This is a genomic window from Actinoplanes auranticolor, assembly GCF_018332655.1.
In the GTDB taxonomy this organism is placed as follows: Bacteria; Actinomycetota; Actinomycetes; order Mycobacteriales; family Micromonosporaceae; genus Actinoplanes; species Actinoplanes auranticolor.
Genome location: NZ_BOQL01000018.1, coordinates 385,551 through 407,246, shown reverse-complemented (window position 1 = coordinate 407,246; position 21,696 = coordinate 385,551). Strand labels below are relative to the sequence as shown.

The 21,696-nt window shown below is 69.6% G+C and carries 21 protein-coding genes and 1 pseudogene; 11 read left to right on the top strand and 11 right to left on the bottom strand.

Annotated elements, in window-relative coordinates:
* Window positions 1-5: 5 nt before the first annotated feature.
* Entirely contained in the window at window positions 6-980 is a 975-nt protein-coding gene (locus Aau02nite_RS11170) for an ABC transporter substrate-binding protein (RefSeq protein WP_212988271.1), read from the bottom strand.
* Between the two features lie 245 nt (window positions 981-1,225).
* Between Aau02nite_RS11170 and Aau02nite_RS11165 the strand changes: the two genes are divergently transcribed.
* From Aau02nite_RS11165 to Aau02nite_RS11155, 3 genes are read left to right on the top strand one after another with little or no spacing between them, the layout of a single operon-like run.
* On the top strand, window positions 1,226-2,464 hold the full coding sequence (locus Aau02nite_RS11165) for a flavin-dependent oxidoreductase (protein WP_212988270.1): 1,239 nt from the start codon (window positions 1,226-1,228) through the stop codon (window positions 2,462-2,464).
* A complete protein-coding gene (locus Aau02nite_RS11160; RefSeq protein ID WP_212988269.1) occupies window positions 2,461-2,928 on the top strand; it encodes a MarR family winged helix-turn-helix transcriptional regulator in 468 nt (155 codons plus the stop codon). The genes Aau02nite_RS11165 and Aau02nite_RS11160 overlap by 4 nt, the downstream gene beginning before the upstream one ends.
* Complete coding sequence (locus tag Aau02nite_RS11155) at window positions 2,925-3,389, top strand: DUF3237 domain-containing protein (RefSeq protein ID WP_212988268.1); 465 nt, start codon at window positions 2,925-2,927, stop codon at window positions 3,387-3,389. The genes Aau02nite_RS11160 and Aau02nite_RS11155 overlap by 4 nt, the downstream gene beginning before the upstream one ends.
* A 19-nt stretch (window positions 3,390-3,408) precedes the next feature.
* Here Aau02nite_RS11155 and Aau02nite_RS11150 read toward each other — a convergent pair whose 3' ends face one another.
* A complete protein-coding gene (locus tag Aau02nite_RS11150; RefSeq protein ID WP_212988267.1) occupies window positions 3,409-7,551 on the bottom strand; it encodes a trypsin-like peptidase domain-containing protein in 4,143 nt (1,380 codons plus the stop codon).
* A 74-nt stretch (window positions 7,552-7,625) separates the two neighbouring features.
* Between Aau02nite_RS11150 and Aau02nite_RS11145 the strand changes: the two genes are divergently transcribed.
* The 6 genes from Aau02nite_RS11145 to Aau02nite_RS11120 all read left to right on the top strand — a co-directional run bounded on the left by Aau02nite_RS11145 (window position 7,626) and on the right by Aau02nite_RS11120 (window position 11,808).
* The gene (locus tag Aau02nite_RS11145) at window positions 7,626-7,949 is read left to right on the top strand and encodes a CU044_2847 family protein (RefSeq protein ID WP_212988266.1); all 324 of its coding nucleotides are present in this window, start codon (window positions 7,626-7,628) and stop codon (window positions 7,947-7,949) included.
* A gap of 140 nt (window positions 7,950-8,089) precedes the next feature.
* The gene (locus Aau02nite_RS11140) at window positions 8,090-8,263 is read left to right on the top strand and encodes an ATP-binding protein (RefSeq protein WP_212988265.1); all 174 of its coding nucleotides are present in this window, start codon (window positions 8,090-8,092) and stop codon (window positions 8,261-8,263) included.
* 275 nt (window positions 8,264-8,538) lie between these two features.
* The gene (locus tag Aau02nite_RS11135; RefSeq protein WP_212988264.1) at window positions 8,539-8,868 is read left to right on the top strand and encodes a helix-turn-helix domain-containing protein; all 330 of its coding nucleotides are present in this window, start codon (window positions 8,539-8,541) and stop codon (window positions 8,866-8,868) included.
* Between the two features lie 80 nt (window positions 8,869-8,948).
* Window positions 8,949-9,782: an alpha/beta fold hydrolase gene (locus Aau02nite_RS11130; protein WP_212988263.1), complete on the top strand. Its 834-nt coding sequence runs from the start codon at window positions 8,949-8,951 to the stop codon at window positions 9,780-9,782.
* An 8-nt stretch (window positions 9,783-9,790) separates the two neighbouring features.
* The gene (locus tag Aau02nite_RS11125; protein ID WP_212988262.1) at window positions 9,791-10,603 is read left to right on the top strand and encodes an alpha/beta fold hydrolase; all 813 of its coding nucleotides are present in this window, start codon (window positions 9,791-9,793) and stop codon (window positions 10,601-10,603) included.
* 158 nt (window positions 10,604-10,761) lie between these two features.
* Complete coding sequence (locus Aau02nite_RS11120; RefSeq protein ID WP_212988261.1) at window positions 10,762-11,808, top strand: flavin-containing monooxygenase; 1,047 nt, start codon at window positions 10,762-10,764, stop codon at window positions 11,806-11,808.
* Here the strand turns inward: Aau02nite_RS11120 and Aau02nite_RS11115 are convergent.
* The 7 genes from Aau02nite_RS11115 to Aau02nite_RS11085 form a co-directional block, all read right to left on the bottom strand.
* Window positions 11,786-12,730, bottom strand: coding sequence for a DUF5996 family protein (locus Aau02nite_RS11115; RefSeq protein ID WP_212988260.1), 945 nt, complete (start codon window positions 12,728-12,730; stop codon window positions 11,786-11,788). The two genes, Aau02nite_RS11120 and Aau02nite_RS11115, sit on opposite strands and share 23 nt — an antisense overlap.
* 50 nt (window positions 12,731-12,780) lie before the next feature.
* Entirely contained in the window at window positions 12,781-13,539 is a 759-nt protein-coding gene (locus Aau02nite_RS11110; RefSeq protein ID WP_212988259.1) for a MerR family transcriptional regulator, read from the bottom strand.
* 84 nt (window positions 13,540-13,623) lie between these two features.
* A complete protein-coding gene (locus Aau02nite_RS11105; RefSeq protein WP_212988258.1) occupies window positions 13,624-14,004 on the bottom strand; it encodes an alpha/beta hydrolase in 381 nt (126 codons plus the stop codon).
* Between the two features lie 7 nt (window positions 14,005-14,011).
* Window positions 14,012-14,731: a hypothetical protein gene (locus tag Aau02nite_RS11100; protein WP_212988257.1), complete on the bottom strand. Its 720-nt coding sequence runs from the start codon at window positions 14,729-14,731 to the stop codon at window positions 14,012-14,014.
* Window positions 14,732-14,741: 10 nt separating this feature from the next.
* Window positions 14,742-15,674, bottom strand: coding sequence for an ABC transporter ATP-binding protein (locus Aau02nite_RS11095; RefSeq protein WP_212988256.1), 933 nt, complete (start codon window positions 15,672-15,674; stop codon window positions 14,742-14,744).
* 108 nt (window positions 15,675-15,782) lie between these two features.
* A complete protein-coding gene (locus tag Aau02nite_RS11090) occupies window positions 15,783-16,487 on the bottom strand; it encodes a GOLPH3/VPS74 family protein (protein WP_212988255.1) in 705 nt (234 codons plus the stop codon).
* A 430-nt stretch (window positions 16,488-16,917) separates the two neighbouring features.
* The gene (locus Aau02nite_RS11085) at window positions 16,918-19,098 is read right to left on the bottom strand and encodes an FtsK/SpoIIIE domain-containing protein (RefSeq protein ID WP_212988254.1); all 2,181 of its coding nucleotides are present in this window, start codon (window positions 19,096-19,098) and stop codon (window positions 16,918-16,920) included.
* A 176-nt stretch (window positions 19,099-19,274) separates the two neighbouring features.
* Between Aau02nite_RS11085 and Aau02nite_RS11080 the strand changes: the two genes are divergently transcribed.
* Window positions 19,275-19,469: a hypothetical protein gene (locus tag Aau02nite_RS11080; RefSeq protein ID WP_212988253.1), complete on the top strand. Its 195-nt coding sequence runs from the start codon at window positions 19,275-19,277 to the stop codon at window positions 19,467-19,469.
* A gap of 27 nt (window positions 19,470-19,496) precedes the next feature.
* On the opposite strand, the pseudogene Aau02nite_RS11075 reads toward Aau02nite_RS11080, so the two are convergent.
* Window positions 19,497-20,791: pseudogene (locus Aau02nite_RS11075) on the bottom strand (IS701 family transposase).
* Window positions 20,792-20,959: 168 nt separating this feature from the next.
* On the opposite strand from Aau02nite_RS11075, the gene Aau02nite_RS47835 reads away from it, so the two are divergent.
* Window positions 20,960-21,250 (top strand): transposase, encoded by a 291-nt coding sequence (locus Aau02nite_RS47835; RefSeq protein ID WP_212988252.1) that lies wholly within the window; start codon window positions 20,960-20,962, stop codon window positions 21,248-21,250.
* On the opposite strand, the gene Aau02nite_RS11065 is transcribed toward Aau02nite_RS47835, so the two are convergent.
* Entirely contained in the window at window positions 21,217-21,672 is a 456-nt protein-coding gene (locus Aau02nite_RS11065) for a helix-turn-helix domain-containing protein (RefSeq protein ID WP_212988251.1), read from the bottom strand. The genes Aau02nite_RS47835 and Aau02nite_RS11065 overlap by 34 nt on opposite strands.
* Window positions 21,673-21,696: the final 24 nt, after the last annotated feature.

Below are 21,696 nucleotides of genomic sequence, written 5' to 3'. Positions count from 1 at the left end.
GCCGCCTACTGCTGCTGGATGAGGCGGTCGAAGTCAGGTTGCCGTTCGAGGACGCCGTACTTGCGGGCCAGCGCCGCCAGTTGCTCCAGGCCGGCCCGGTCGAGCTCCCACCCGAACGCCGGCAGGCGCACGGAATCCGCGACCGCGTCCGGAAGCTCGAGGTTGTCCTTGATGGCCTGACGAAGGCTCCCCTCGTTGGCGGGATCCCTGGCCCAGGCGAGCGTTTCCTTCATGGCGGTGGAGAAATCCGTGACGAGCGCGGCATCGGACTCTCTCAGCTTGCTCGACGTGATCGTCGTCAGCGTCGTGAGGCCGGGGATCGTGGCTTGGTACGGCGCGACCACGAGCTTGTCGCCGCGCTCACGGAGCTGGGTGATGAACGGTTCGGTCACCCAGGCGGCATCGATGTTGCCGGCCGCGAGCTGGGCCGGGGCGTCCGGGAAGGCGACCTCGACGAACTCGACCTTGGCGGGGTCGCCGCCGTCCTTCTCGACCGCCGCCATGATCGTGACATCGCCGGCCGCACCGAGGCTGTTGACGGACACCTTGCGCCCGGCGAGCTGGGCCGGCCGGGTGATGCCGGATTTCGCCGATGCCACCACCGCATTGATGTCGTCACCGTCGGCGTAGGACGACGCGTAGTTACCGACGATCACGACACCGAGGTTCTGCAGATCGGCGCGGAACGGGCCGAACGGCTGACCGATGGCGAAATCGATGTCACCGTTGATCAGCGCCGGAATGGCCTGCGCGCCACCCTGTGCGGGCAGCACCTCCACATCGAGTCCTTGCTTGCGGAAGGTGCCCGCCTCGATGCCGGCCCACAGCGCGGCGGTCTCACTGATGGGCAGGGCCGCCACGCGGACCTTCCGCAGGTCGCCACCGGCTTCGGAAGACGGTGTGGTGGCATCGGAGTCCGTGCACCCGGTCAGGGCGATCGCGATGCCGGCGAGGACAGCAAGGGCGGTGAGCTTCTTCATGACGAGCCCTTCCGTGGGGCGACGTTGGCACACCCGGAGAAGTCGACGTGGCCGCCGCGGCGATGGCACCGCGGGACCGCGCTGATCAGCGTCAGGCAGAAGACATAGATTGTCAAGAATGTGATTCGGTCCCCGGCATAGCGATTCCGGTGGCGTCGGTTTTTCGCCGGGAAACCCTTGACGTGACTACACTTTTGTCACAAAACTGTGCCATTGGTGGTTGCGGCGGCGGAGGGAGCGACGACGTGGCGATCGTGATCGCGGGCGCCGGTATCGGTGGCCTCACCGCCGCGCTCAGCCTGCACCAGGCCGGCTTTCGCGACATCGCCGTCTATGAGCGCGCGGCCGCGCTGGGGCCGCTCGGCGTCGGGATCAACCTGCTTCCGCACGCCGTCCGTGAGCTCACCGAGCTGGGCCTCGGCGAACGCGTGGAAAGGCTGGGCGTCGCGCCCGGCACGCTGGCCTACTACAACCGGCACGGCCAGCAGATCTGGAGCGAGCCGCGCGGCCTGGCCGCCGGATATCGCTGGCCGCAGCTGTCCGTGCACCGCGGCCGGTTCCAGATGGAACTCCTCACGGTGGTGCGGGAACGGCTGGGGGCCGGCGTGGTGCGCACCGGGCACCGACTCGTCGGCGTCCGGAACGGCGTCGCGCGCTTCGAAACGGCAGCCGGAGAGGTCAGCGTCGAGGGCGACCTGATCATCGGGGCGGACGGCATCCACTCGGCGCTGCGCCGGCACCATCAGCCCGGCGAAGGAGCCCCGGTCTGGAACGGGCTCACCCTGTGGCGAGGGACGGCGCGGGCGCCCGGATTCCTCGACGGGCGAACCATGATCATGGCCGGGGACGGGGAACGGAAGTTCGTCGCGTACCCGATCGGTCCTGACCTGATCAATGTCGTCGCCGAGCGACGCGGTCCCGGTTTCGCCGGGACGAACGCGGACTGGAATCAGGCCGTCGATCCCGCGCCGGTCATCGCGCTCTTCCAGGAATGGCGTTTCCCGTGGCTCGACGTGCCGGCACTGCTGGGCGCCACCGACGAGATCCTCGAATACCCCATGGTGGACCGGGATCCGATCGACAGGTGGACCCACCAGAACACGACGCTGCTCGGGGACGCGGCCCACCCGATGTATCCGAACGGTTCCAACGGAGCGTCGCAGGCGATCCTGGACGCCCGGACGCTCGCCTTCCACCTCGCCACCGCGCCGACGGTCCGGCAGGCGCTCGACGCCTACGAGGCGGACCGGCGTCCGGCGACCACCGCGCTGGTGCTGAGCAACCGGCGGCACGGCCCGGAACACGTGATGGTGCTCGCCCACGAGCGGGCGCCGGCCGGATTCGAGCACATCCACGACGTCATCCCCCCGGACGAGCTCACCGAGATCGCCACCGGGTACAAGAAGGCAGCAGGATTTCTCCCCGCTGCTCTCAACGAACGCGCTTCCCTGACACCGACAGCGTTCTCAGGCATCCTGCCGTGACCGCCCGGGAAACGACTGAGCTGGACGCGGCCCGGCTGGCATCCGTCATCTCGCCACTGCGCCGGACACTGCTGGCCGCCGCCCGGGCCGCGGAGCACCTGCCGGAGATCCCGGACGCACAGATCGAGATCATCCGGGCGTTGCCCCGCGGTACGGTGGCCGCCCCCGGCGAGCTCGCCGAACGCCTCCGCCTGAGCCGCTCGACGGTCAGCAACCTGCTCACCACGATGGAGGCCAACGGTCTCGTCGAGCGCCGCCCCCGTCCCGACAGCCCTCGGCACGTCGACGTCCGCGCCACCGCGAAGGCCCTCGACCTGTTCGACCGCTTCGATCTCGCCAGCGGGAACCTGGTCGCCCGCGCTGTGGCCACCCTGCCGGAAGGGGACCGGTCAGCTCTGGCCGCCGCGGTGCCCGCGTTGGAACGCCTGCGCGACGCCCTCACACAGACCCGGGACGTCCCATGAGTGCGCCGGCGGCTCCGGGTCTGGAGCCCGCGTTCGAGGTGGAGGCCCGGCTCGGCGCGCTGGAGGACCACGGGGTGACCCGCGCCGGTCACCGGCGGGTCGTGCCGGTCGTCGGCGGCCGGGTCACCGGCCTCTTCACGGCCGACATCCTCCCCGGCGGCGCCGACTGGCAGCTGGTCCGCGCCGACGGCGCGATCGAGATCGACACCCGCTACTCGGCGCTGACCGCCGGCGGCGGCCACGTCTACATCCGTACGTTCGGCGTCCGCAGCGGGCGTCCGGAGATCCTCGAAGCGTTGTTACGGGGCGACGCGGTCGACCCGTCCGACTACTACTTCCGCCTGTGCGTCCGACTGGAGACCTCGGTGCCGGCGCTGGCCGCCCTGGAGCAGAACGTCTTCATCGCGTCCGCGATCCGCGAGGCCGACCGGGTCCGGTACGCCGCCTACCGCGTCACATAGCCGGGGGCGGCCGCATCATTCAGCGTTCCCAGAAGTTCGGCAGTTCCTGATGACTGGCGTTCAGGTTCAGAGCCAGACAGCCTGCGGTGAGGCCGACGAACAGCAGACCGGACACCTCCAGGCAGGCCAGCACCGGATAGTGGACGGGAATGGACAGGATCGGGGAACCGCCGGTGGGCTCCCACAAGCGGATCGTCCTGTCCCGACCGCCGGAGGCGAGCAGGGACCGCCCGCCGACGGTGACCGGGCACAGGGCGCTGACTCCGTCCAGGTGGCCGGTCAGTACGGCGGTGCAGGTCTGGGTCTGAGTGTTCCAGAACCGGATCTTACGGTCGTCGCCCGCGGACGCGAGCAGCCACTTACCGTCAGCCGCTATCGCGGTCAGCGCCCGGACCGTGCCGCCATGTCCGCGGAGAGTGGTCAGGTAGCGGCCGGTCGGACCCCACAGCAGCACGTCGTCGTCGCCGGCTGCGGCCAGCAGCCGGTCGGCGCCGGGAAGCTGCCGGATGGCATTGACCCGCTGGATGTCGTCGATCGGTGCGCCGAAGTTGAGCCGGTCGGTCAGACGCGATCGGTGGACGATCCGGCCGTCTTCCGGCCGGCAGAACTGGAGGGTCACCCCGCGGTTCCGGGGGCCCGCGATCGCCAGCAGATCCTCGCCGTCCTCGGTGCGGAAGGCGCAGACCGCCTGGAGATAGTCGAAGCGGCGGATGTCCGTCAGGATCTGTTTGCCGGTGATGGGGTCCCAGGTCTGGATGACACCGGAGTCACTGGCGACGACGAGGAACTCACGGTCTTGTACTCGCACCTTGCAGAGGCTGTTGACGGTTCCGAGGCCGCCGCCCATCAATCGGATCTCGGCGCCGGTCTCGGCGGTCTGCAGACGGATCACACCGCTGGTGCCGTCCACGCCCGCAACCGTGTCGGTCCGCAGCCGGACGGTGCAGGCCGCGCTGGTCCGGCCACCGCGACGGGCTGCTCCGACCCTGCCCTCGTCGGCGGTCAGATCCCACAGCCGCACCGTGCGGTCCTTCCCGCCCGTCGCCAGGTACTCGTGGCCGTCCAGGACGACCGTGCAGACCGCGTGGACCACGTCGGTGTGACCGGCCAGGACCCGCAGGCAGTGGCCTTTTCGCGGATCCCACACCCGGACGTCGCCGTCGCTGGACACCGTGGCCAGTGCCGTCTGGCCGTTGACCCGGCACGGGGCGATGCCGAGGATCGCCTTGCTGTGCCCGTTCGACGCGATCGGCGATCCCTGAGCACCGCGGTTGTGGATCAGGACGCTCTTGTAGTTGGTGGCGGCGATCGACATCCGGCCACCGACGGTCAGGGCGCAGGCGGCGCGGACCCGGTCGACATGACCGGCGAACTGAATGGTGACCTCCCACCCGTGCGGATCCCACACCCGCGCCAGGAAGTCGTCCCCCGCCGACAACACCGCGGGGCCACGGGTCGACTCGATCACCGACACCGTCCGTACCGAGCCGCTGTGCGCCGCGATGACGCGGACCTGGGCGCCGGTCCGTAGTTCCCAGACCCGGATCATGCCGTCGTCGCAACCGGCAACCAGGTGGGTACGGCGTTCGATGGTGACGGTGCACAGCGACCGGACAGCTGTGGTCGGCCCGGCGAACGTACCCTCCAGGCGTCGGTTGGTCGCGTCGATGAAGTAGATCGTCCCGCTCTTTCCGGCGGCCGCGAGCAGAGGCCGCTCACCCCCGGTCACCGGGCAGACCGCGAAGAGCGGTTCGGCCTGCGCCTGCCTGCCCTGTTCACCGGTCCTGATCGGCACCGCCCAGTGCTGGCCGGTCGCCGGATCCCAGAGCCGTACGAACGGAAAGTCACCGACCGAGGCGACATGTGACCTCCGGTCGACCGTCACGGCGCAGATCGCCCGCACGGCGCCGGTATGACTTTCCAGAATGCTGTGCTCGGCGCGGCTGGGCACCGCCGCCCACCCCACCCGGTACGGCGCACCCGGCCAGGCCGCAAAGGTGTTCGGCTGCTGCTCCAAGGCGGAGGTCACGCCGAACAGGGCCGCCCGCTCGGCCGGCGACGCATTGAGCGCGTGTGGGGTCAGCCGCAACAGCCGGGCACGGGCTCGCCCACCCGGGGTCAGCGCGTGCTCGGCGAGCTGAGTCAGGCGCGGAAGGTCGGCGTGGAGCAGGAAGGCGTCATCGGCGAGCAGTTCGTCGATCAGGCCGGCCCAGGCGGCATAGGTCGGCAGGGTGCGCAACAGGTACGGATCGGCCTGCGCCCAGCCCGCCTGCCGCCCGTAGCCGATGAGGTGCTGTGCGAGCGCCAGCTGGTCGGCGCCACGACGGTCGCTCAGGGTCCGTCTCCGCACCAGCGAATCGTTGAGTGCCTGGTGGAAGAGCCGGTACCGGGGCGTACCGGCGTCGTGGCTCGACTCGACCAGGAAGTTGGCGGCGGACGAGCCGGCGAAGGAGAGCAGCCCTTCACGGCCGATGTGCACGTCGAGAGCTTCCAGCGCGACCCGCCAGAGGTCGATCGACATCCCCGGTGGATGGGCATAGCCGAGGGCGGTCAACAGGTCGGTTGCCGGCACACCGTCGACCGGGGGCAGCCGGTTGAGGTATTCGGTGAGCGCCTCGTCAACGGTGGCGGTGAAGGAGAGGGAGTCGGGCTCGATGGCCTCCTCGTCGTACATGCCGTGCGAGCGGGCGATGAGACCTGCGATGAGGAAGTTCCGGTCGGCCAGGGTCGCGATACGGCGTGCCACCGGCTCGGCGACCGCACTGTCGGCGTAGGGGTTACCGGCTCGCTCGGCTCCCAGCAGAGCGAGCGTGGCCAGCGCGTACGCCTCCAGGTCGGCCTCGGCGAAGTACTGCTGCCGGTCGAGATCGATGAGGTGGGCACTCTTGCCGAAGGCCCGCAGCAGGGAACCCTTGTCGTCGGCGCGGCGGCTACCGACGATGACCTGGGCGCCGAACGGGGCGCAGGTGCGGGCGACCGGCAGGAGCAAGGCGGAAACGATCAGCCGCGCCTGCGCCGGGGTGGCTGCCTCATCAAGTGCGTCGACGATCAGGTTGAACCGGCCGCGGGTCCGCGACAGCCGGTCGCGCAGCGCGGGCGCCAGGTCGTTGACGGTCCGAGGCATCCGGATGGAGGCAGCGCGGGCGATCTCGACGGCCACGTCCAGCGCGGTCTTGCCTTTCATGTGGACAGCGCAGGCCACCGAGCCGACAGGTGCCCGGACGTTACGGTCGTCGGTGGGCAGCGCCGCGCGGACGGCCTCGTCCGCGGTTGTCACGATGCGTCCGAGCACGGCCGACTTGCCGACCCCCGGAGATCCGGTGACCACCAGCACCCGGGTGTCCGGAACCGCGCGCTGCAGCCAGCCGACGACCTCGGTGAGAGCAACAGTGCGGCCACGGAACCGGTAGCCGCCCTCGGTGTCGATGGACACGCCGCGCGCCCGGGGCCGCCAGTGCCGTACCGCCTCCCGGTCGGTGGTCAGCGACCAGCCCCACGCTTCGAGAGCGGTGTCCCCGGCCGCGGCGATCGACCAGGCGGCCAGCGCCTGCACTTTCTCGTCCGGAAGCTCCCGGGCGATCTGGTGGAGGGTGATCGCCTCGGCGTCGCCGGCGTTGCGGCCGCCCGGCTGGGCCTGCACGACCAGGCCGACGACCGCGTTGAAGTCGCGCGACCAGACGCCGGTGCCGCTGAAGCCCGCCTTGACGACGTACCGCGACTGTGTTTCCAGGCGGACCCGCCCGTATGCGAGGCGAATGCCGATCTGCCCGTGCGCGTCCGCCCCGGATTCGGACTCCCGCGGAAATCCGAACGCCCACCACCGGTCGCCGGTCAGATCCTGCGGGCGCGGTGACCTGAGCGGGGCCGGCGCTGCCTCCGGTGGCGCGTCCGCGGCCAGCCGCAGCACCGCCACGTCGAGATGGTGGTCACCGCGGGCCTCGGCGACCTCCACCCGCACCGTCCGGGGTACGTCGGCCTTGGGAAAAGCGATGGTCATCGCCTTCTGGCCCTCGATCACGTGCCAGCAGGTGAGCACCCGCCGCCGGTCGATCAACACACCGCAGCCCAGCGGGGTACGAGCCGTGCCGGCGAAGATCGTCACCGTCCAGGGGTCGTAACCGGGCCCGGCGAAATGTCGACCGCCCGCCCGTTCGATGACCATCCGTAGATGTTTGCATCACATGCTGCAACCGTCCAGACTGGTTTTCCGCCCGAGCGCCGCTCTCAGGAGGTTCGATGTCCGAGTCGCAGGTCGTGACCTATGCCCTCGACGATGACGAGGCGGTGTCCATCGAGATCAATCCGGTCGAGGGATTCGTTCCCGTCGGTGTCGAGCAGGTGGCGGGTCATGTCCGGCGGGCCGTCGAGCCGGCCATCGCGGCAGCCAGGGAGGTCCTCGAGCAGACCCGGGCCATGGCCCCCGACACCGTTCAGGTGAAGTTCGGGGTCAAGGTCACCGGCACGGCGAACTGGCTGGTGGCCAGGGCCGCGACCGAGGGCAATTTCGAGATCACCCTCACCTGGGGAGCCGGTCGGGCTCCTCAACCGGACGTGACCTGAGCCATCTCCTTGTCCAGCACGTACGTCGAATGTCCAGGCCGGTGCTCGAATACGCCTGTTGGACCTGGACCCCCTCGTACCCCGCCGGGCGGCGCCCGTGCCATTGTGCCGGGAGTCGCACGGAGAAGACGGAGCGAGGCATGCAACGACGGGCGCTGCTCGGCCGCGAGACGGAGCGCCGCGCACTGGCTGCCCTGGTCGAGCAGGCGGCCTCCGGGTCGGGCGGCGCGGTGGTCGTCCGGGGCGCTCCGGGGATCGGCAAGTCGGCGCTGGTCGCCGAGGCGGCAGCACGGGCCGCGAGCCGCGGGACATAGGGTCATCACAGCGGTAGGGGTGGAGTCGGAGGAGGACGTGCCCTGCGCCGGTCTGCACCAGCTGGTTCATCAGCTGCGGGACGGGATCGACAACCTGCCGGGGTCGCAACGTGCTGCGTTGCGCGCAGCCGTCGGGCTCGTCGACGAGGCCGTGCCGGACCTCTACCTCGTCGGCCTCGCGGCGCTGACCCTGCTGTCGGACGCGGCAGTGCAGGCGCCGCTGCTGGTGGTCGTGGAGGACGCCCACTGGATGGACCGGGCCAGCCGCCTCCCGCGTGACCTTGCAGGCCGCGCGGGAGGTGTTCGACGCCCTGGGCGCATCGGCGTGGTCGGATCGGGCCCGGCAGGAGCTGCGCGCCGCGGGCACGTCGTCCCCCCGCCGGGACCCGGCCGCCGCCGACCGGCTGACCTCGACCGAGCTGCACGTCGCTCAGCTCGCCGCGGAGGGGCTGACGAACCGGGAGATCGGCGAGCGGCTGTACGTCTCGCCCCGGACGGTGAGCACCCACCTCCAGCGGATGTTCCCCAAGCTGGGCGTAACCTCCCGCGGCGAGCTCGCGGCAGTGCTGCGCGGCACGATGACGTACGCCGAAGACGTCGTTTGACGGATGCGGGCGATCCCGCCGGTTCCCTAGGTTCGTGCCATGCCCGGTCCGCACCCGGTGGACGGGCGGAAAGGTACACCATGGGGACCATCACCGTCGGCACCGAGGGCTCGACCGGTGTCGAGCTCTACTACGAGGACCACGGCTCCGGCCAGCCGGTCGTCCTGATCCACGGCTACCCGCTGGACGGGCAGTCCTGGGAGAAGCAGACCGACGCGCTGGTCAAGGCCGGCTACCGGGTCATCACCTACGACCGCCGGGGCTTCGGCCGGTCGAGCAGGACCATGACGGGGTACGACTACGACACTTTCGCCGGCGACCTGAACACCGTCCTGACCCAGCTCGACCTGCGTGACGTCGTCCTCGTCGGCTTCTCGATGGGCTCCGGCGAGGTCGCCCGCTACCTCGGTACCTACGGCTCGCAGCGAGTGGCGAAGGCCGCCTTCCTCGGCGCGCTCCAGCCGTTCCTGCTGCAGACCCCGGACAATCCCACCGGGGTGCCGCAGACGGTCTTCGACGGCATCGCCGAGCAGGCCGAGGCCGACCGCTACGCCTGGTACGAGAACTTCTTCGTCGACTTCTTCAACACCGATGAGACCCTCGGGTCCCGGCTCAGCGAGGCCGCGCTGCGGGCCAACTGGGCTACCGCCATCAACTCGGCGCCCGTCGCGGCGTACGCGTGTGTCCCGGCGTGGCTGACGGACTTCCGGGCCGACGTGGACCGTATCGACGTACCGTCGCTGATCCTGCACGGCACCGCCGACCGCATCCTGCCGATCGACGCCACCGCCCGGCAGTTCCGTCACCGCCTGCCCGATGCGCGCTACGTCGAGATCGACGGCGCTCCGCACGGCCTGCTGCTCACCCACGCAGCCGAGGTCAACGCCGCCCTGATCGCCTTCCTCGCAGACTGAGACCCGACATGCACCCGCACAACCGCGTCACCGTACGTATCGCCGCTCTGCTGACCGCGCTCGTCGCGGTCGCCGGACCCGCTCTGTTCGGCACTTCGCACGCGGTGGCCGCCCATCCCGCCGGGCAGAAGCCCACGATCGTCCTCGTCCACGGCGCCTTCGCGGACGGCAGCAGCTGGACCCCTGTCATCGAGCGGCTGCAGCGGCGCGGCTTCGCCGCTGTCGCCGTGGCGAACCCCCTGCGCGGAGTCCTCTCCGACGCCGACGCCCTCGACGCACGTCTCGCCGGCATCGACGGGCCCGTGGTGCTCGTCGGCCACTCCTACGGTGGCGCCGTCATCACCAACGTGAAGGCACGTTCCCCGAAGATCAAGGCCCTGGTGTACGTCGCCGCCTTCGCCCCCGCCGAGGGCGAAGCCGCAGCAGAGCTCGCTGCGAAGTACCCCGGCAGCACGCTGGGCGAGACGCTGGCACCGGTCCCGCTGCCCGACGGCTCGAACGACCTCTACATCAAGCCCTCGCTCTTCCGGCAGCAGTTCGCCGCCGACGTCCCGGCCCGGCAGGCTGCCGTCATGGCGAGCACCCAGCGTCCCATCCGGGACGCCGCGCTGGGCGAGGCGTCCGGCAAGCCCGCCTGGGCGAGCATCCCGTCATGGTTCGTGCTGGCCGGTGCCGACAAGAACATCCCGTTGCCGGCGCAGAAGTTCATGGCCGAACGCGGCGGCTCCCGTGCCACCGTGACCGTCAAGGGGGCCTCGCACGCCGTGGCGGTCTCGCGTCCGGAGACGGTCGTCAAGCTCATCGTCCGCGCCGCGGGCTGAACCGGCGACCCCGGCCCCCGCGGGGTGCAGGTCACCCCGGGGGCAACCGTCGGTGGTGCCGTGCAGGATCAGCGTGGGGACGGCGATGGCGGCGAGGTCACCGCCAGCAGGAACCACGTTCTCGGCAGCGGGTCAAGCTCGGGTCGTACGCTTGCTCCGTGATCACGACCGTGGCGGTCATCGGGGGCGGTCAGTCCGGCCTGTCCGCGGCCTATCACCTGCGGCGGCGCGGCATCGACTTCGTCGTGTTCGACGCCGAGGAGCGGCCCGGCGGCGCCTGGCAGCACCGGTGGGAGTCGCTGCGGATGGCCACCGTCAACGGCATCTTCGACCTGCCCGGTTTCCCGAAGCCGCCGCTCGACCCCGGCGCGCCGAGCCGCACCGCCGTGCCACGCTACTTCGCCGACTTCGAGCGGGCCGCCGGTCTGTCCATCGAGCGGCCGGTCCGGGTCACCGCCGTACGCCGGGCGGACGCCGACCCCGACGGCGACCTGATCGTCGAGACCAGCACCGGCGTCCGGCGGGTGCGCGCGGTCATCAACGCGACCGGCACCTGGACGAACCCGGTCCGCCCGCACTACCCGGGCCGGGAGACCTTCGCCGGCCTTCAGGTGCACACCCGCGACTACGTGTCGGCGGATCGTTTCGCGGGGTTGCGAGTGGCGGTCGTCGGCGGTGGGATCTCGGCGGTCCAGCAGCTGGAGGAGATCTCCCGGGTGGCGACGACCTTCTGGTACACGCGCCGTGAGCCGGTCTTCCGCGACGGCGCGTTCGAGCCGGAGGTGACCGGCCGCGAGGTGATCGGCAAGGTGATCGCCGACGTCGAGGCCGGCCGGCCGACCGGGAGTGTCGTCTCCTACACCGGCCTGCTCTGGACGCCCTACGCGCTGGCGGCCAAGGAGCGGGGGGCCCTGGAGCGGCGCCCGATGTTCACCGGGATCGAACCCCATGGGGTACGCGAGGCCGACGGCTCCTTCACCTCGGTGCACGCCATTCTCTGGGCCACCGGCTTCAAGGCTGCCCTGACGCACCTGGACCCCCTGAACCTGCGCAACGAACAGGGCGGGATCCGGCTGGCCGGCACCCAGGTCGCCGGCGAACCCCGCGTACACCTCATCGGTTTCGGCCCTTCCCAATCCACCGTCGGCGCCAACCGGGCCGGGCGTGCCGCGGTCGCCGCCCTCAGCCGGCGCTTGCGTGGCTGAGCCACCGGAGGGGGTTGTCTTCCAGTGCGGGGCGGTCCCACTGTCCGAGGTTCGCGGCGGCTTCGTAGGTGGTGCGGAGGAACTCGGCGACCGCGCGGTCCGGGTCGGGGGCGGTCCGGGCGACCTCGTACGGGAGCAGGAACTGCCGGAACTCGGTGCTGTAGTAGGCCCCGTCGGGACCGACCGGCTGATCGGCGAACCCGTCGGGTGCCGGGTAGGCGTACGAGTAGAACGCGCCCTCCTCCCCACCGCCGGGCCAGAATCCGCAGCTGGACAGCTCCCGCGAGTAGCCCTCGACCATGACCCAGTCCCCGCAGTTGGGTGCGCCGCCGGGGTGCGGTGGCGCCGACCGCCCGGAGAAACGGGTGCAGGCGAGGTCCATCGCTCCCCAGAAGAAGTGCACCGGGCTGACCTTGCCGACGAAGTGTGACCGGAAATCGCCGACCACGCGGTTCGCCTGCAGCAGCTGCCGCCAGAACAGGTTGACCGCCGCACCGTCGTAGGAGGCGTGCTCGTCGTCCTCGGCGAAGGGGATGGCCGGCTCGACCTCGTTGGGGTGCGGCCGGATCGGCGCCTCGATCCCGAGCTCGCCGAGCAGGCCCATGATCCGGGTGTAGAACTCGGCGACCGGCATCGGCCGGAGCGGGAGGCTGCGCGTGCCGCCGTCGCTGCTGCGGATCTCGAGCTGGTGGCCGATGAAGTCGAACTCGATCTCGAAGCTACCGGTGCGGTACGGGATGCTCGACGTCGTCAGACCGCGGGAGCTGACGTACAGGGTCACCTGCCACCAGTGGTTGATCAGGGGCGCGTGGGCCATGCGGATCTTGCCCACGATCTGGGTCCACATGTGCAGGGTGTCGCGGGTGGGGGTCCAGTCCGAGACTTTGAGGCTCGGCCAGGGTGCCGTCATGGGAGAGGTCATCCGGTTCTCACGTCCTTCGCTGCGGCTGCCAAGGGCGGCCGAACCGAGAATCACTCGGGTTTGATGTCGTCGCCGGCCTCGGACGCGGACCGCAGTTGCTGGTGCGCGAGGAGGCTGGCCCGGGTGAGCACGTCGATCTGTGCGGGGTTGTAGAGCGCGACCACGGAGTCGATGAACGTCTGCATGGTGACGTTCTCGCTCTTGATGAGGTGCGCGCCCGGGTCGTTCAGCCACGGGTAGTCGGTGAGGTTCTGGGCGATGACCGGTGCGAGCCGTTCGGCGACGCCCTGCCGGGTGGCCTCGTCCGCGTCCGGGGGCAGGGCGTCCATCTCCGCGCTGACGGGATCGTTGTCGTTCTCCGCCATGCGCTGCAGGTCCTTCATGGCGTCGTCGTCGTACAGCCGGGTGTAGACGTGGATGAGCGAGGTATCGGCTTCGGACAGGCGGGGCGCGACCGACTCGAAGCCCGCCGGGGCATCGGCCGGCGCTCCGTCGCGGAGGATCACGGCGATGTCGGAGCGGGCCTTGTTCAGGCGCTCGATCTCGCTCGCGAGTTGCGCGTCGACCTGGCGCAGAACCTCCGGGGGTACGTCACCGTTGGTCCTGGCCACCCCGATCTCGGACAGGGGAACCCCGAGCTCCACGAGGCGCCGGATCCGCAGCAGGCAGACGAGATGCGGTACGCCGTACTGCTTGTATCCGTTGTACCGGCGGTCCGGCTCTTCGAGCAGGCCGAGGCGGTGGTAGTGCCGGATGGTGTTCACCGTGGTGCCGGCGAGATCGGCGAGTTCCCGGGTGCTCCAGGCCACGTCCGGCCCCTTCGATCAGTCCTCGTGCCGACGCTAGCACAAGAGATCCGATCGATACGGTAGGTGCTGGCCCGGGTGCGCATGTCAACGCACCGTGAGCATGGATCGCGGACGCGCGACCGGCGGCAGGTGCTTGCCCCGGCGCTCGGCGAACGTCTGTTCCTGCCCCGAGAACGGCTCCGGGGCATCGGCACACACGGTGTCCCGGGCCGGTGGCGCGCCGGTCAGCAGGTAGGCGTCGATCGCGGCGGTCGCGCAGGCGCTCAGCGCGTACGCGGTGTGGCCCCAGTTGTCGCTGGACAGCAGCCGGGAGTTCGGCATCTGCCGGCTCGTCGACACCGCCCCGGCGTAGTTGGCGCACAGCGCGATCCGGTTCTCCCGGTGCGGTTGCCGGCCGGATGCGGTCAGCGTCAGATTGCCGTGCAGCAGGATCGGTCCGCCCTTCTTGCCGGTCAACTCATTCATGGTGGCGTCAGCGGCGGGGTTCCCACCGGAACAGCCGCAGAGCGAGCACGATCGCCACGACGACCCAGCCGAGCGTCGGCGCCAGCAGAGGCAGGGAATCCGCGAGCGGCACGCCGCCGTTCCAGGTGTTCACGATCAGTTCGGTGGCCGATCCGCCGGGCAGCAGCCGCTTGACCAGGGCGAGGCTCTCTGTGCCGGTGATGCCGACCCAGCTGGCCACGGCGATGCTCACCAGGCTGATCGGCAGCGTGGTGACCTGCGCCTGCTCGGGTGAGCCGGTCAGGCCGGCGGTGGCCAGCGCCAGGGCCAGCATCATGACGAAGGTCGCCAGGATGGCCACGGCCAGGAGCGCGATGTCGGCCGGGCGGCCGCTCACCGCGGCGAAGACCCCGAGGATGGCCACTACCTGGACCAGCGCGGTGAGGGCGACCGGCAGGGTCAGGCCGGACAGGATCGCCGCGTCGCCGGCGGCGGTGGAGCGCAGCCGCTTGAGGAACAGGTCCTGCCGGCGCGCGGACAGGGTGGTCACCGCCGTGGTGTAGAGGCTGAACGCGCCGACGGTGAAGACGAGGACAGCGGCGATGTAACCCAGGCTGCCGATCTGGGCGAACGTGTCGCGGCGGTAGATGAAGAAGGCGCTGGCCGCCAACGGCATGACGAGGTTGGAGATCAGCACGGCGCGGTTGCGGAAGATCTGGGCGAATTCGCTGTACGCGATGGGAAGCATGTCGTTGCCTTCAGCGAGTCGGGGTGGGGACCGGGTCGGTCTCGATGGCGCGGAAGACGTCGTCCAGCCGGGTCGGCGCGGCGGAGAGCCCGTGCAGGTCGACGTCGTGCAGGTCCGCCCAGTCGAGCAGCCGCTTGAGATCCGCTTGCAGCTCGAACGTCTCGATCTGGTACGCCGGGCCCGCCGGCTGGGCGGCGCCGAGGGGTGGCACCGGAGCGCCGGGGGAGAGCGTGAACTGGATCGCTGCCGGCAGTGTCCGGGTCAGCTCGGCCACCGTGCCCTCGCTGCGGAGGGTGCCCCGGTGCATCAGCCCGATGCGGTCGGCGTGCTGCTGCGCCTCTTCGAGGTAGTGCGTCGTCAGGATGACGGTCGAGCCGTTGCCGCGCAGGTCCTCCACGGCCTCCCACAGGGCATCCCGGGACTGGATGTCCAGCCCCGTGGTGGGCTCGTCCAGGAAGACGAGCTCCGGTCGCCCGTAGACGGCGGTGGCGAAGTCGAGTCGCCGCTTCTCGCCGCCGGACAGTTGCCCGACCCTGGTCGTGGCCTTCCGCGTGAGGTCGACGATGCCCAGCACGCGGTCGACCGAATCGGAGCGGCCGGACAGCCGGCCGATCAGCCGGACGGACTCCGTGACGGTGAGGTCGGCGGAGAACCCGCTCTCCTGCAGCATGATCCCCATCCGGGGCCGCACCGCCCGCCGGTCCGCCGGACTCTCGCCGAAGACCCGTACGGTGCCCGACGACGCCTTCCGATGCCCCTCGATGACCTCCAGAGCCGAGGTCTTGCCCGCCCCGTTGGTGCCGAGCAGGGCGTAGAGCTCGCCTTGTTCGACCCGGAAGGTCAAATCCTTGACGGCCTGGAAATCACCGTACGAGACGTGCAACCGGTCCACTTCGATGACGGGTCGGGACGGTGCGCCGGATGTCTGCTCCGCGTGCCCCATGTCGGTCCTGCCTCCACTGCATGGTCGTCGCTGATCCGGTCTGCTGACCGGGCCGGCTCAAGTGCAGACCGTGTCCTCGGCACACAGTCAAGGCAGCAGTTGGCTGGCTCACGTTTGTTGCGGAGCAACGGCGGCTGCCACGACCACACTGTTGACGATGACCGCGGTTACGGTGCGTGTGACCACCTGGGCGGCGGCCTCGGCTCCCCAGTTGCCCTGCTCCAGTTCCTTGGCGCGGGTGATGACCGGGGAGGTCCAGGGAATCCCGGGGTCGAATCGAGGAAGATTCCCGCTGCCCGAGATCAACGCCGCCAGCGCAGCGACGCGAGGCTGCGGCTCGGCACCGTCCACGAGCACGGCGCGCACCTCAGCCAACAGCTGAGCCCGGCGCCCGGTGCCGCCTTCTTCGAGAACTGTCGTCGTGAACAAGCCCAGCGTCTTGCGGCTCGATCGGCGGAGGTGATCCCGCTCGACCAGCCGGTCCAGCAGCGGGCCGCGCAGAGATGGCCCGACCGCCGCGAGCACGGTCTGCACGCCCTGCGGTTTCGGCAGCACGTAGTCCCACGCAGTACGGAGGATGTCGTCGGCCGGTGGCCGATTCTCGACGGCCTTGACGAGCGTCGTCCCGCCGCGGCCCTGCTCGGTCGAAACCTGTTCGCTCAGCGCGAGGTCGGCGAGCACCGCTCCACCCAGCACGTAGAAGAGGGTGTTCTCGCCCGCGATGGTCCCCGTGCCCCGCCGGAAGCCCGAGTTCGGTTGGAACAGCAGGAGCAGAAGGTCCTCGGCCAACGTCTCCTCATGGTGCTCGGCCATGGACTCTGCCTTTCGCTGATGCGTACTTCGAAGTCGCGTTCACGGAGACGTTCAGGACACACCGTGTTCCCGGCACAGGGTCAAGACCGGTTGCCACTCTGCAAGCTCGTCGCGCCACCGTCCGCCGGGCTTGACTGTGTTGCGGCCATACGGTGTTCGATCCATGACCCGATACCCGAACCCAGCCGCCAGGAGTGGAACGTGCCCATGAACTCGGCCGGTGACACTGTGCGGCCGGCGTTCATCACCGGGCTCGTGGTCTCGAGTCTCGTTCGCCGCCGTGCACGCGGCCGGCGATCGACGGCTCATCGGCTACTACCTGTTCTTCGGCCGAAACGGCCCTCTTGGGACTGATCAGCGTTCGCAGAACGACCAAGTACAGCACCGGTATCAAGCCGCTTTGCGGCCGATGTCAGGCACCCTCTGGACCTCACCTCGCACTTGGGTGGTCCACGGGACAAGACCTAATCCGCGTACGGGATGACGGTCTCGTAGGCCGGGTGCTGCTCGAAATCGATAAGCAGCGCCCGGTTCTGCCGCGGTATCCACTGCGGCAGGGAATGCTGGATCCGGTCCGGGCCGATCCGTGGGACGTCGCCGCCAGCCACCACGACCGACGAGACCAGCTCGTGTCGGGCGCGCAGGCCGAGCGTCTGCTGGAACCGGCTCGCCGACCGCCACCAGCCGATGACGTGGACGCCCTGCCGGGGTCCCCGGTCGAGGACCCGGCGGACTCGGCCAGTTCACCGACCTCATCGGAAGGGTCGGGCCATATCTCGTCGACGGCGTAGAGGATGAGAAAGTGGGGTGTCGTCCCGCCCAAGGCGAGATCGAGGAAGAGGCCGAGATCCGCTGCGCCGCAGATGGCGATGTCCGGCCGGTCGGCGTCGCGCCGCAGGCGCATCGCTTCGGCATGCGAGACGTTGTCCGGGCACACTAGCGTGATGTGCGCTTCCCCGGCGGGAAACTGTCGGGTCACCGAGCGTACCGCCGACCTGATGACAGCTCGGGCAATGTCGTCCCGGTTGCCCACCACGGCGAGGTTGCGACCGGACCGCCGGTCGAGCCGCACGAAGGCCGGCCGATCAGCGACGTCGATCGCGTGTCCCACGGCGACCACGGGCGCCATCCTCGATGCCGTGGTCAGCCGGCGGAACGCGGCCACCTCGTCGAGCCGCGGCACCGCGTCGCCGTCGAAGACGACCGGTGGTTCCGCGTCGGGCGATCGCATCTGCCACAACCGGTTGCGCAGGTCCGACCAGTCCTCGATACCACTGGCGTACGGCACACGGGTGACGCGGCTCGCCTCAGCCGCCCCGGATTCCTCGTTGAACGCGGCGTGGTCCCGCGGGATACGCTCCGCGAGCTGGTTCATCTCGGAGAGCACTCGATGCGCCCTGGGCAACGCAATCCGCAGGCTGAGCTGTTCCACCAGCGCCGGTCGGCCCCACAGGGTCTCGGTCCCCGCGATGTCCTGGCTGGCCAGCAGCAGATGGACACCCATGGCCCGCCCCCGCCGTGCTACGTCCTCGAGCAGCTCAGCGCACTCGCTCGCGTAGCCGTTACGGCCGGCCAGCATCACCTGGAACTCATCGACGACCGCAAGGATGCGTGGCCAATGTCCTGCAGGGTCGTGCAGCCTGAGCTCACGGATGGTGGTCGCGTCGAACTTCTTCGCCGCGGCTGCGCGTCGCCGCATCTCCCAGTGCAGGTGCCGGAGCATGGCGAGACCGAACTCCTGGTCGGAGTTGATGTTGATGCCGACCAGCCGGGCGTGCGGTAGCCACGGCTTGGTGCGGACATCGGGGGCGAGCCGGTTGAAGGAGACACCCTCTTTGAAATCGAGCAGGTAGAGCTCCAGCTCGCTGGGCGAGTACTTCGTGCACAGGCCGGCCAGCAGCGCGAAGATCACGTTTGTCTTGCCGGAGCCGGACGGCCCGCCGATGAGCCCGTGCGGCGGGCGGTCGCCGAGGCGTACGTCGACCGGGGCGCCCAGCGCGTCGGCGCCGACCCGCATGCTGAGCCCGTCGGCGGACGAGGCCGACCACCAGGTGCCGGCCACAAGGTCGGTGAACCTCATGGCTTGGGCGACCGGTCCGTTCGGGACGGGTGCGGACGGATCGACCACCTGTTTGAGTCGGTCCAGGTAGCGCTCCAGCTGGTAGATCTGCATGGACATCCGCCGGATCTCGCCACGGGCGTCGCCCAGCAGACGGAGCATCACGTCCTGTGACTCGTCGGCGGGCGCGTCCTGAGCCGGCATCTCGACCGGAGGCGGTTGCACGGCAGCCCGGGGCAGCGACGTGGGGCTTTCGTAGTAGCGCGGGGCGAGCCGGGTCCAGGCGCGTTCCCACTCCAGGTGGTCGTCGACCCCGAGACCACAGCAGGTAAGAAAGGCGGTGAGAAAACCGCGACGCGGAAATACGTTGCCATTCAGGACCTGCCCGATCGTCGTTTTCGACAGCGGCACGCCGTAGTTCCGCGCTCGCATGCTGAGATCGCGATAGGATGGTTTGTCGGCGAGGATCCACAGTTTCTTCAGGCATCGGGCGAGGTCTTCTTTGCCGCTCACGGCATTGAGCGCCGCCGAGAGTTCGTCCGTGAGCTCCACACCGGTCGATGCTAGCCGAGTCGCGAGCCGGGGACCAGTAGTGTCCGCGTTTGTCCCGAGGCGTCCGCGGACAGTTCCTTTCCGTCCGTCCCGGTGCCGAAATTGGCCGCGACAGCCCATTTCGCGGCGGCGCTTGCTTCACTTTTCGCAATGCCATTCATGCGAGGGGAGATGTCATGTTCGCGCCACTGACAGTCGTCTGGATCGCCCTGTCGTTCCTGGCCGCCACCATGGTCGGCGTCCTCGCGGGCGTCCTGGCCTGGCTGGATGACCGGCGGCTGGCCCGCGCGGTGTTGGTCGGCGGCGGCGCGTCGGGTGGAGTGCTGGTCTTCGCGGTGGCTGCGGGCGCCTTCCTGACCGATCTCGGCTAGCGGCCTAGTACTCCAGCGGGAGATCTTTTAGGGCTCGGTGAGGGCTTGCCGGGCGTAGTGGCTGGTCTTGGCCGCGTCTTGGTGCCGGCGTCGGTAGATGGACCAGGCGATGACGTTGGCGACGCGTCGTGCAGGGTCGAGGATCAAGGCGTGGAACAGTCGGCGTAGTTCGTTGACGGTGATGTCGATCAGGTCGTCCGGGCTTTTGGTGCTGACCGCGGTGGCGGCGGCGAGGAAGGCGTGGGCAGCGATGACCAGGGTGGTCCAGCGGTGCCAGGCTTTCCAGCGGCGGTGCTGGTGCTGGTCCAGACCGAGGCCGGTCTTGGTGGCCTGGAACGATTCCTCGATACTCCAGCGACGGCCGGCGACTTCGACCAGTTGGTGCAGGGCAACGAGATCGGGTGACCAGCAGCGGTAGAACGCCAGCTCACCGGTGGTGCGGTTGCGGCGGATCAGCAGCCAATGGTGACCTGCGTGCTGGTCGACGGTGTGCGGCAGAGTGACGAAAGCCCAATCGTAGTAACGGAATCCCTTCGCGCCGGTGCCGGCGGACATGCGTTGCCATGCCCGCTTCGGCAGACTGTCGGCGATTCGGTCGGCCCGTTGAACGCCGAGGCCGGTCGGGACCCGATGCGAGCAGGCGACCGTGAGGACGTAGCCGAGTCGCAGGCCACGTAAGGCGAGGGCGAGGTTCGGGTCCCCGCCGTAGGCCTCGTCGCCGGCGACCCACCGACACGGCAGGCCACCGGCCACCGCGGTCTCGATCAGCCGGCGTGCCAGCTGCGGTTTCGTGGCGAAGCGACGGTGTCGGGCACTGCTGCCTCATGGCGTCGTTGCGGGTCTTCGGCCCAGGATTTCGGCAGGTAGAGGGCCACGTCGAGCAGGGTGTGTCCCGCCGGTGCCGCATAGGAAAGATGCACTGCGAGCTGACAGTTCTCGATCTTCCCGGCGGTGCCGGAGTACTGCCGCTGAACCCCGACGGTATGGGTGCCTTTCTTCAGATCGCCGGTCTCGTCGACCAGTAACACCCCGTCGGGATGCCCGAGCCGGGCGGCGACGAAATCTCGCACATCAGCGCGGACTCCGGCGTCGTCCCAGCTGGCCCGGCCGATCAGGTCCTGCATCCCGCCCGGCCCGTCGTCACCGGCGTGTTCCGCGATCGTCCAGCAGTTCTTGACCGGTAACGGCGCCAGCAACCCGGCGACGAAGTTCCGCACCCGGCGACGCGGTTCCGGGCGGGTGAAGCGCGCCTCGATCGTGTCTAGCAGCTCTTCGAACAGCTCAGCCCATCGCTGGGCGTCTACTCTGTAGGCGGCAGCCACCGCCGTATCTTTTGAGGTCCACACAACCGCTGAGACTCGACGGTGGCTGCTTGCTGCTCACGGACAAACCCGCACCGTCACCGCAGGTCAGAACGGATCTCCTGCTGGAGTACTAGGTTCTGTCCGCGGATCGTGCATAGCGATCATGGAAACGGTCGTTGAATCGATGTGGCACGTGGTGGTGGCGGCCAGTGGCGTGATCATCGGCAGGTCATCAACGCGATCCGCTGGGTGAAGCGCACCGGCTCACCCTGGCGTGCCCTGCCCGAACGCTACGGACCCTGGAAGATCGCCCATCAGCGGTTAACCCGGTGGGCGGCCGACGGAACGTGGGCACGGATGAGGGCCCAGGTCTTCGTGCTGGCCGAATTCGACGACGACATCGACTGGGACGCCCAAGTCGACGCCACTATCGTGCGCACCGCTCAGCACGCCGCCGGACCTGCTAGAAGGGGCTGACCGTCGCCGAGACGCAGACACGCGAGAACATCGGCCGATCCCCCGGCGGACTGACCACCAAGATCCATACTGTGGCTGATGGTCGCGGTCGGTCCCTGGGCGCCGTTGCGGAGGATGGTGGCGATGTCGGTGCGGGCTCGGACCAGGCGTTCTATGTCGGCCGCGAGTCCGGCGTCGACCTGCCGCAGGATCTCCGGGGGTACGGTTCCGTCCGTGCCGGCCTCGCCGATCCGGGCCAGGGGTACGCCCAGCTCGACGAGCCGCCGGATGCTCAGCAGGCGGCCCAGTTCGCGATCCCCGTACTGTTTGTAGCCGTTGTGCCGGCGCTCGGGCTCTTCGAGCAGGCCGAGCCGGTGATAGTGCCGGATGGTGTTCACGGTCGTGCCGGTGAGCTCGGCAAGTTCACGGGTACTCCAGGGCACGGTGGTCTCCTCGTGCGTCGCCAG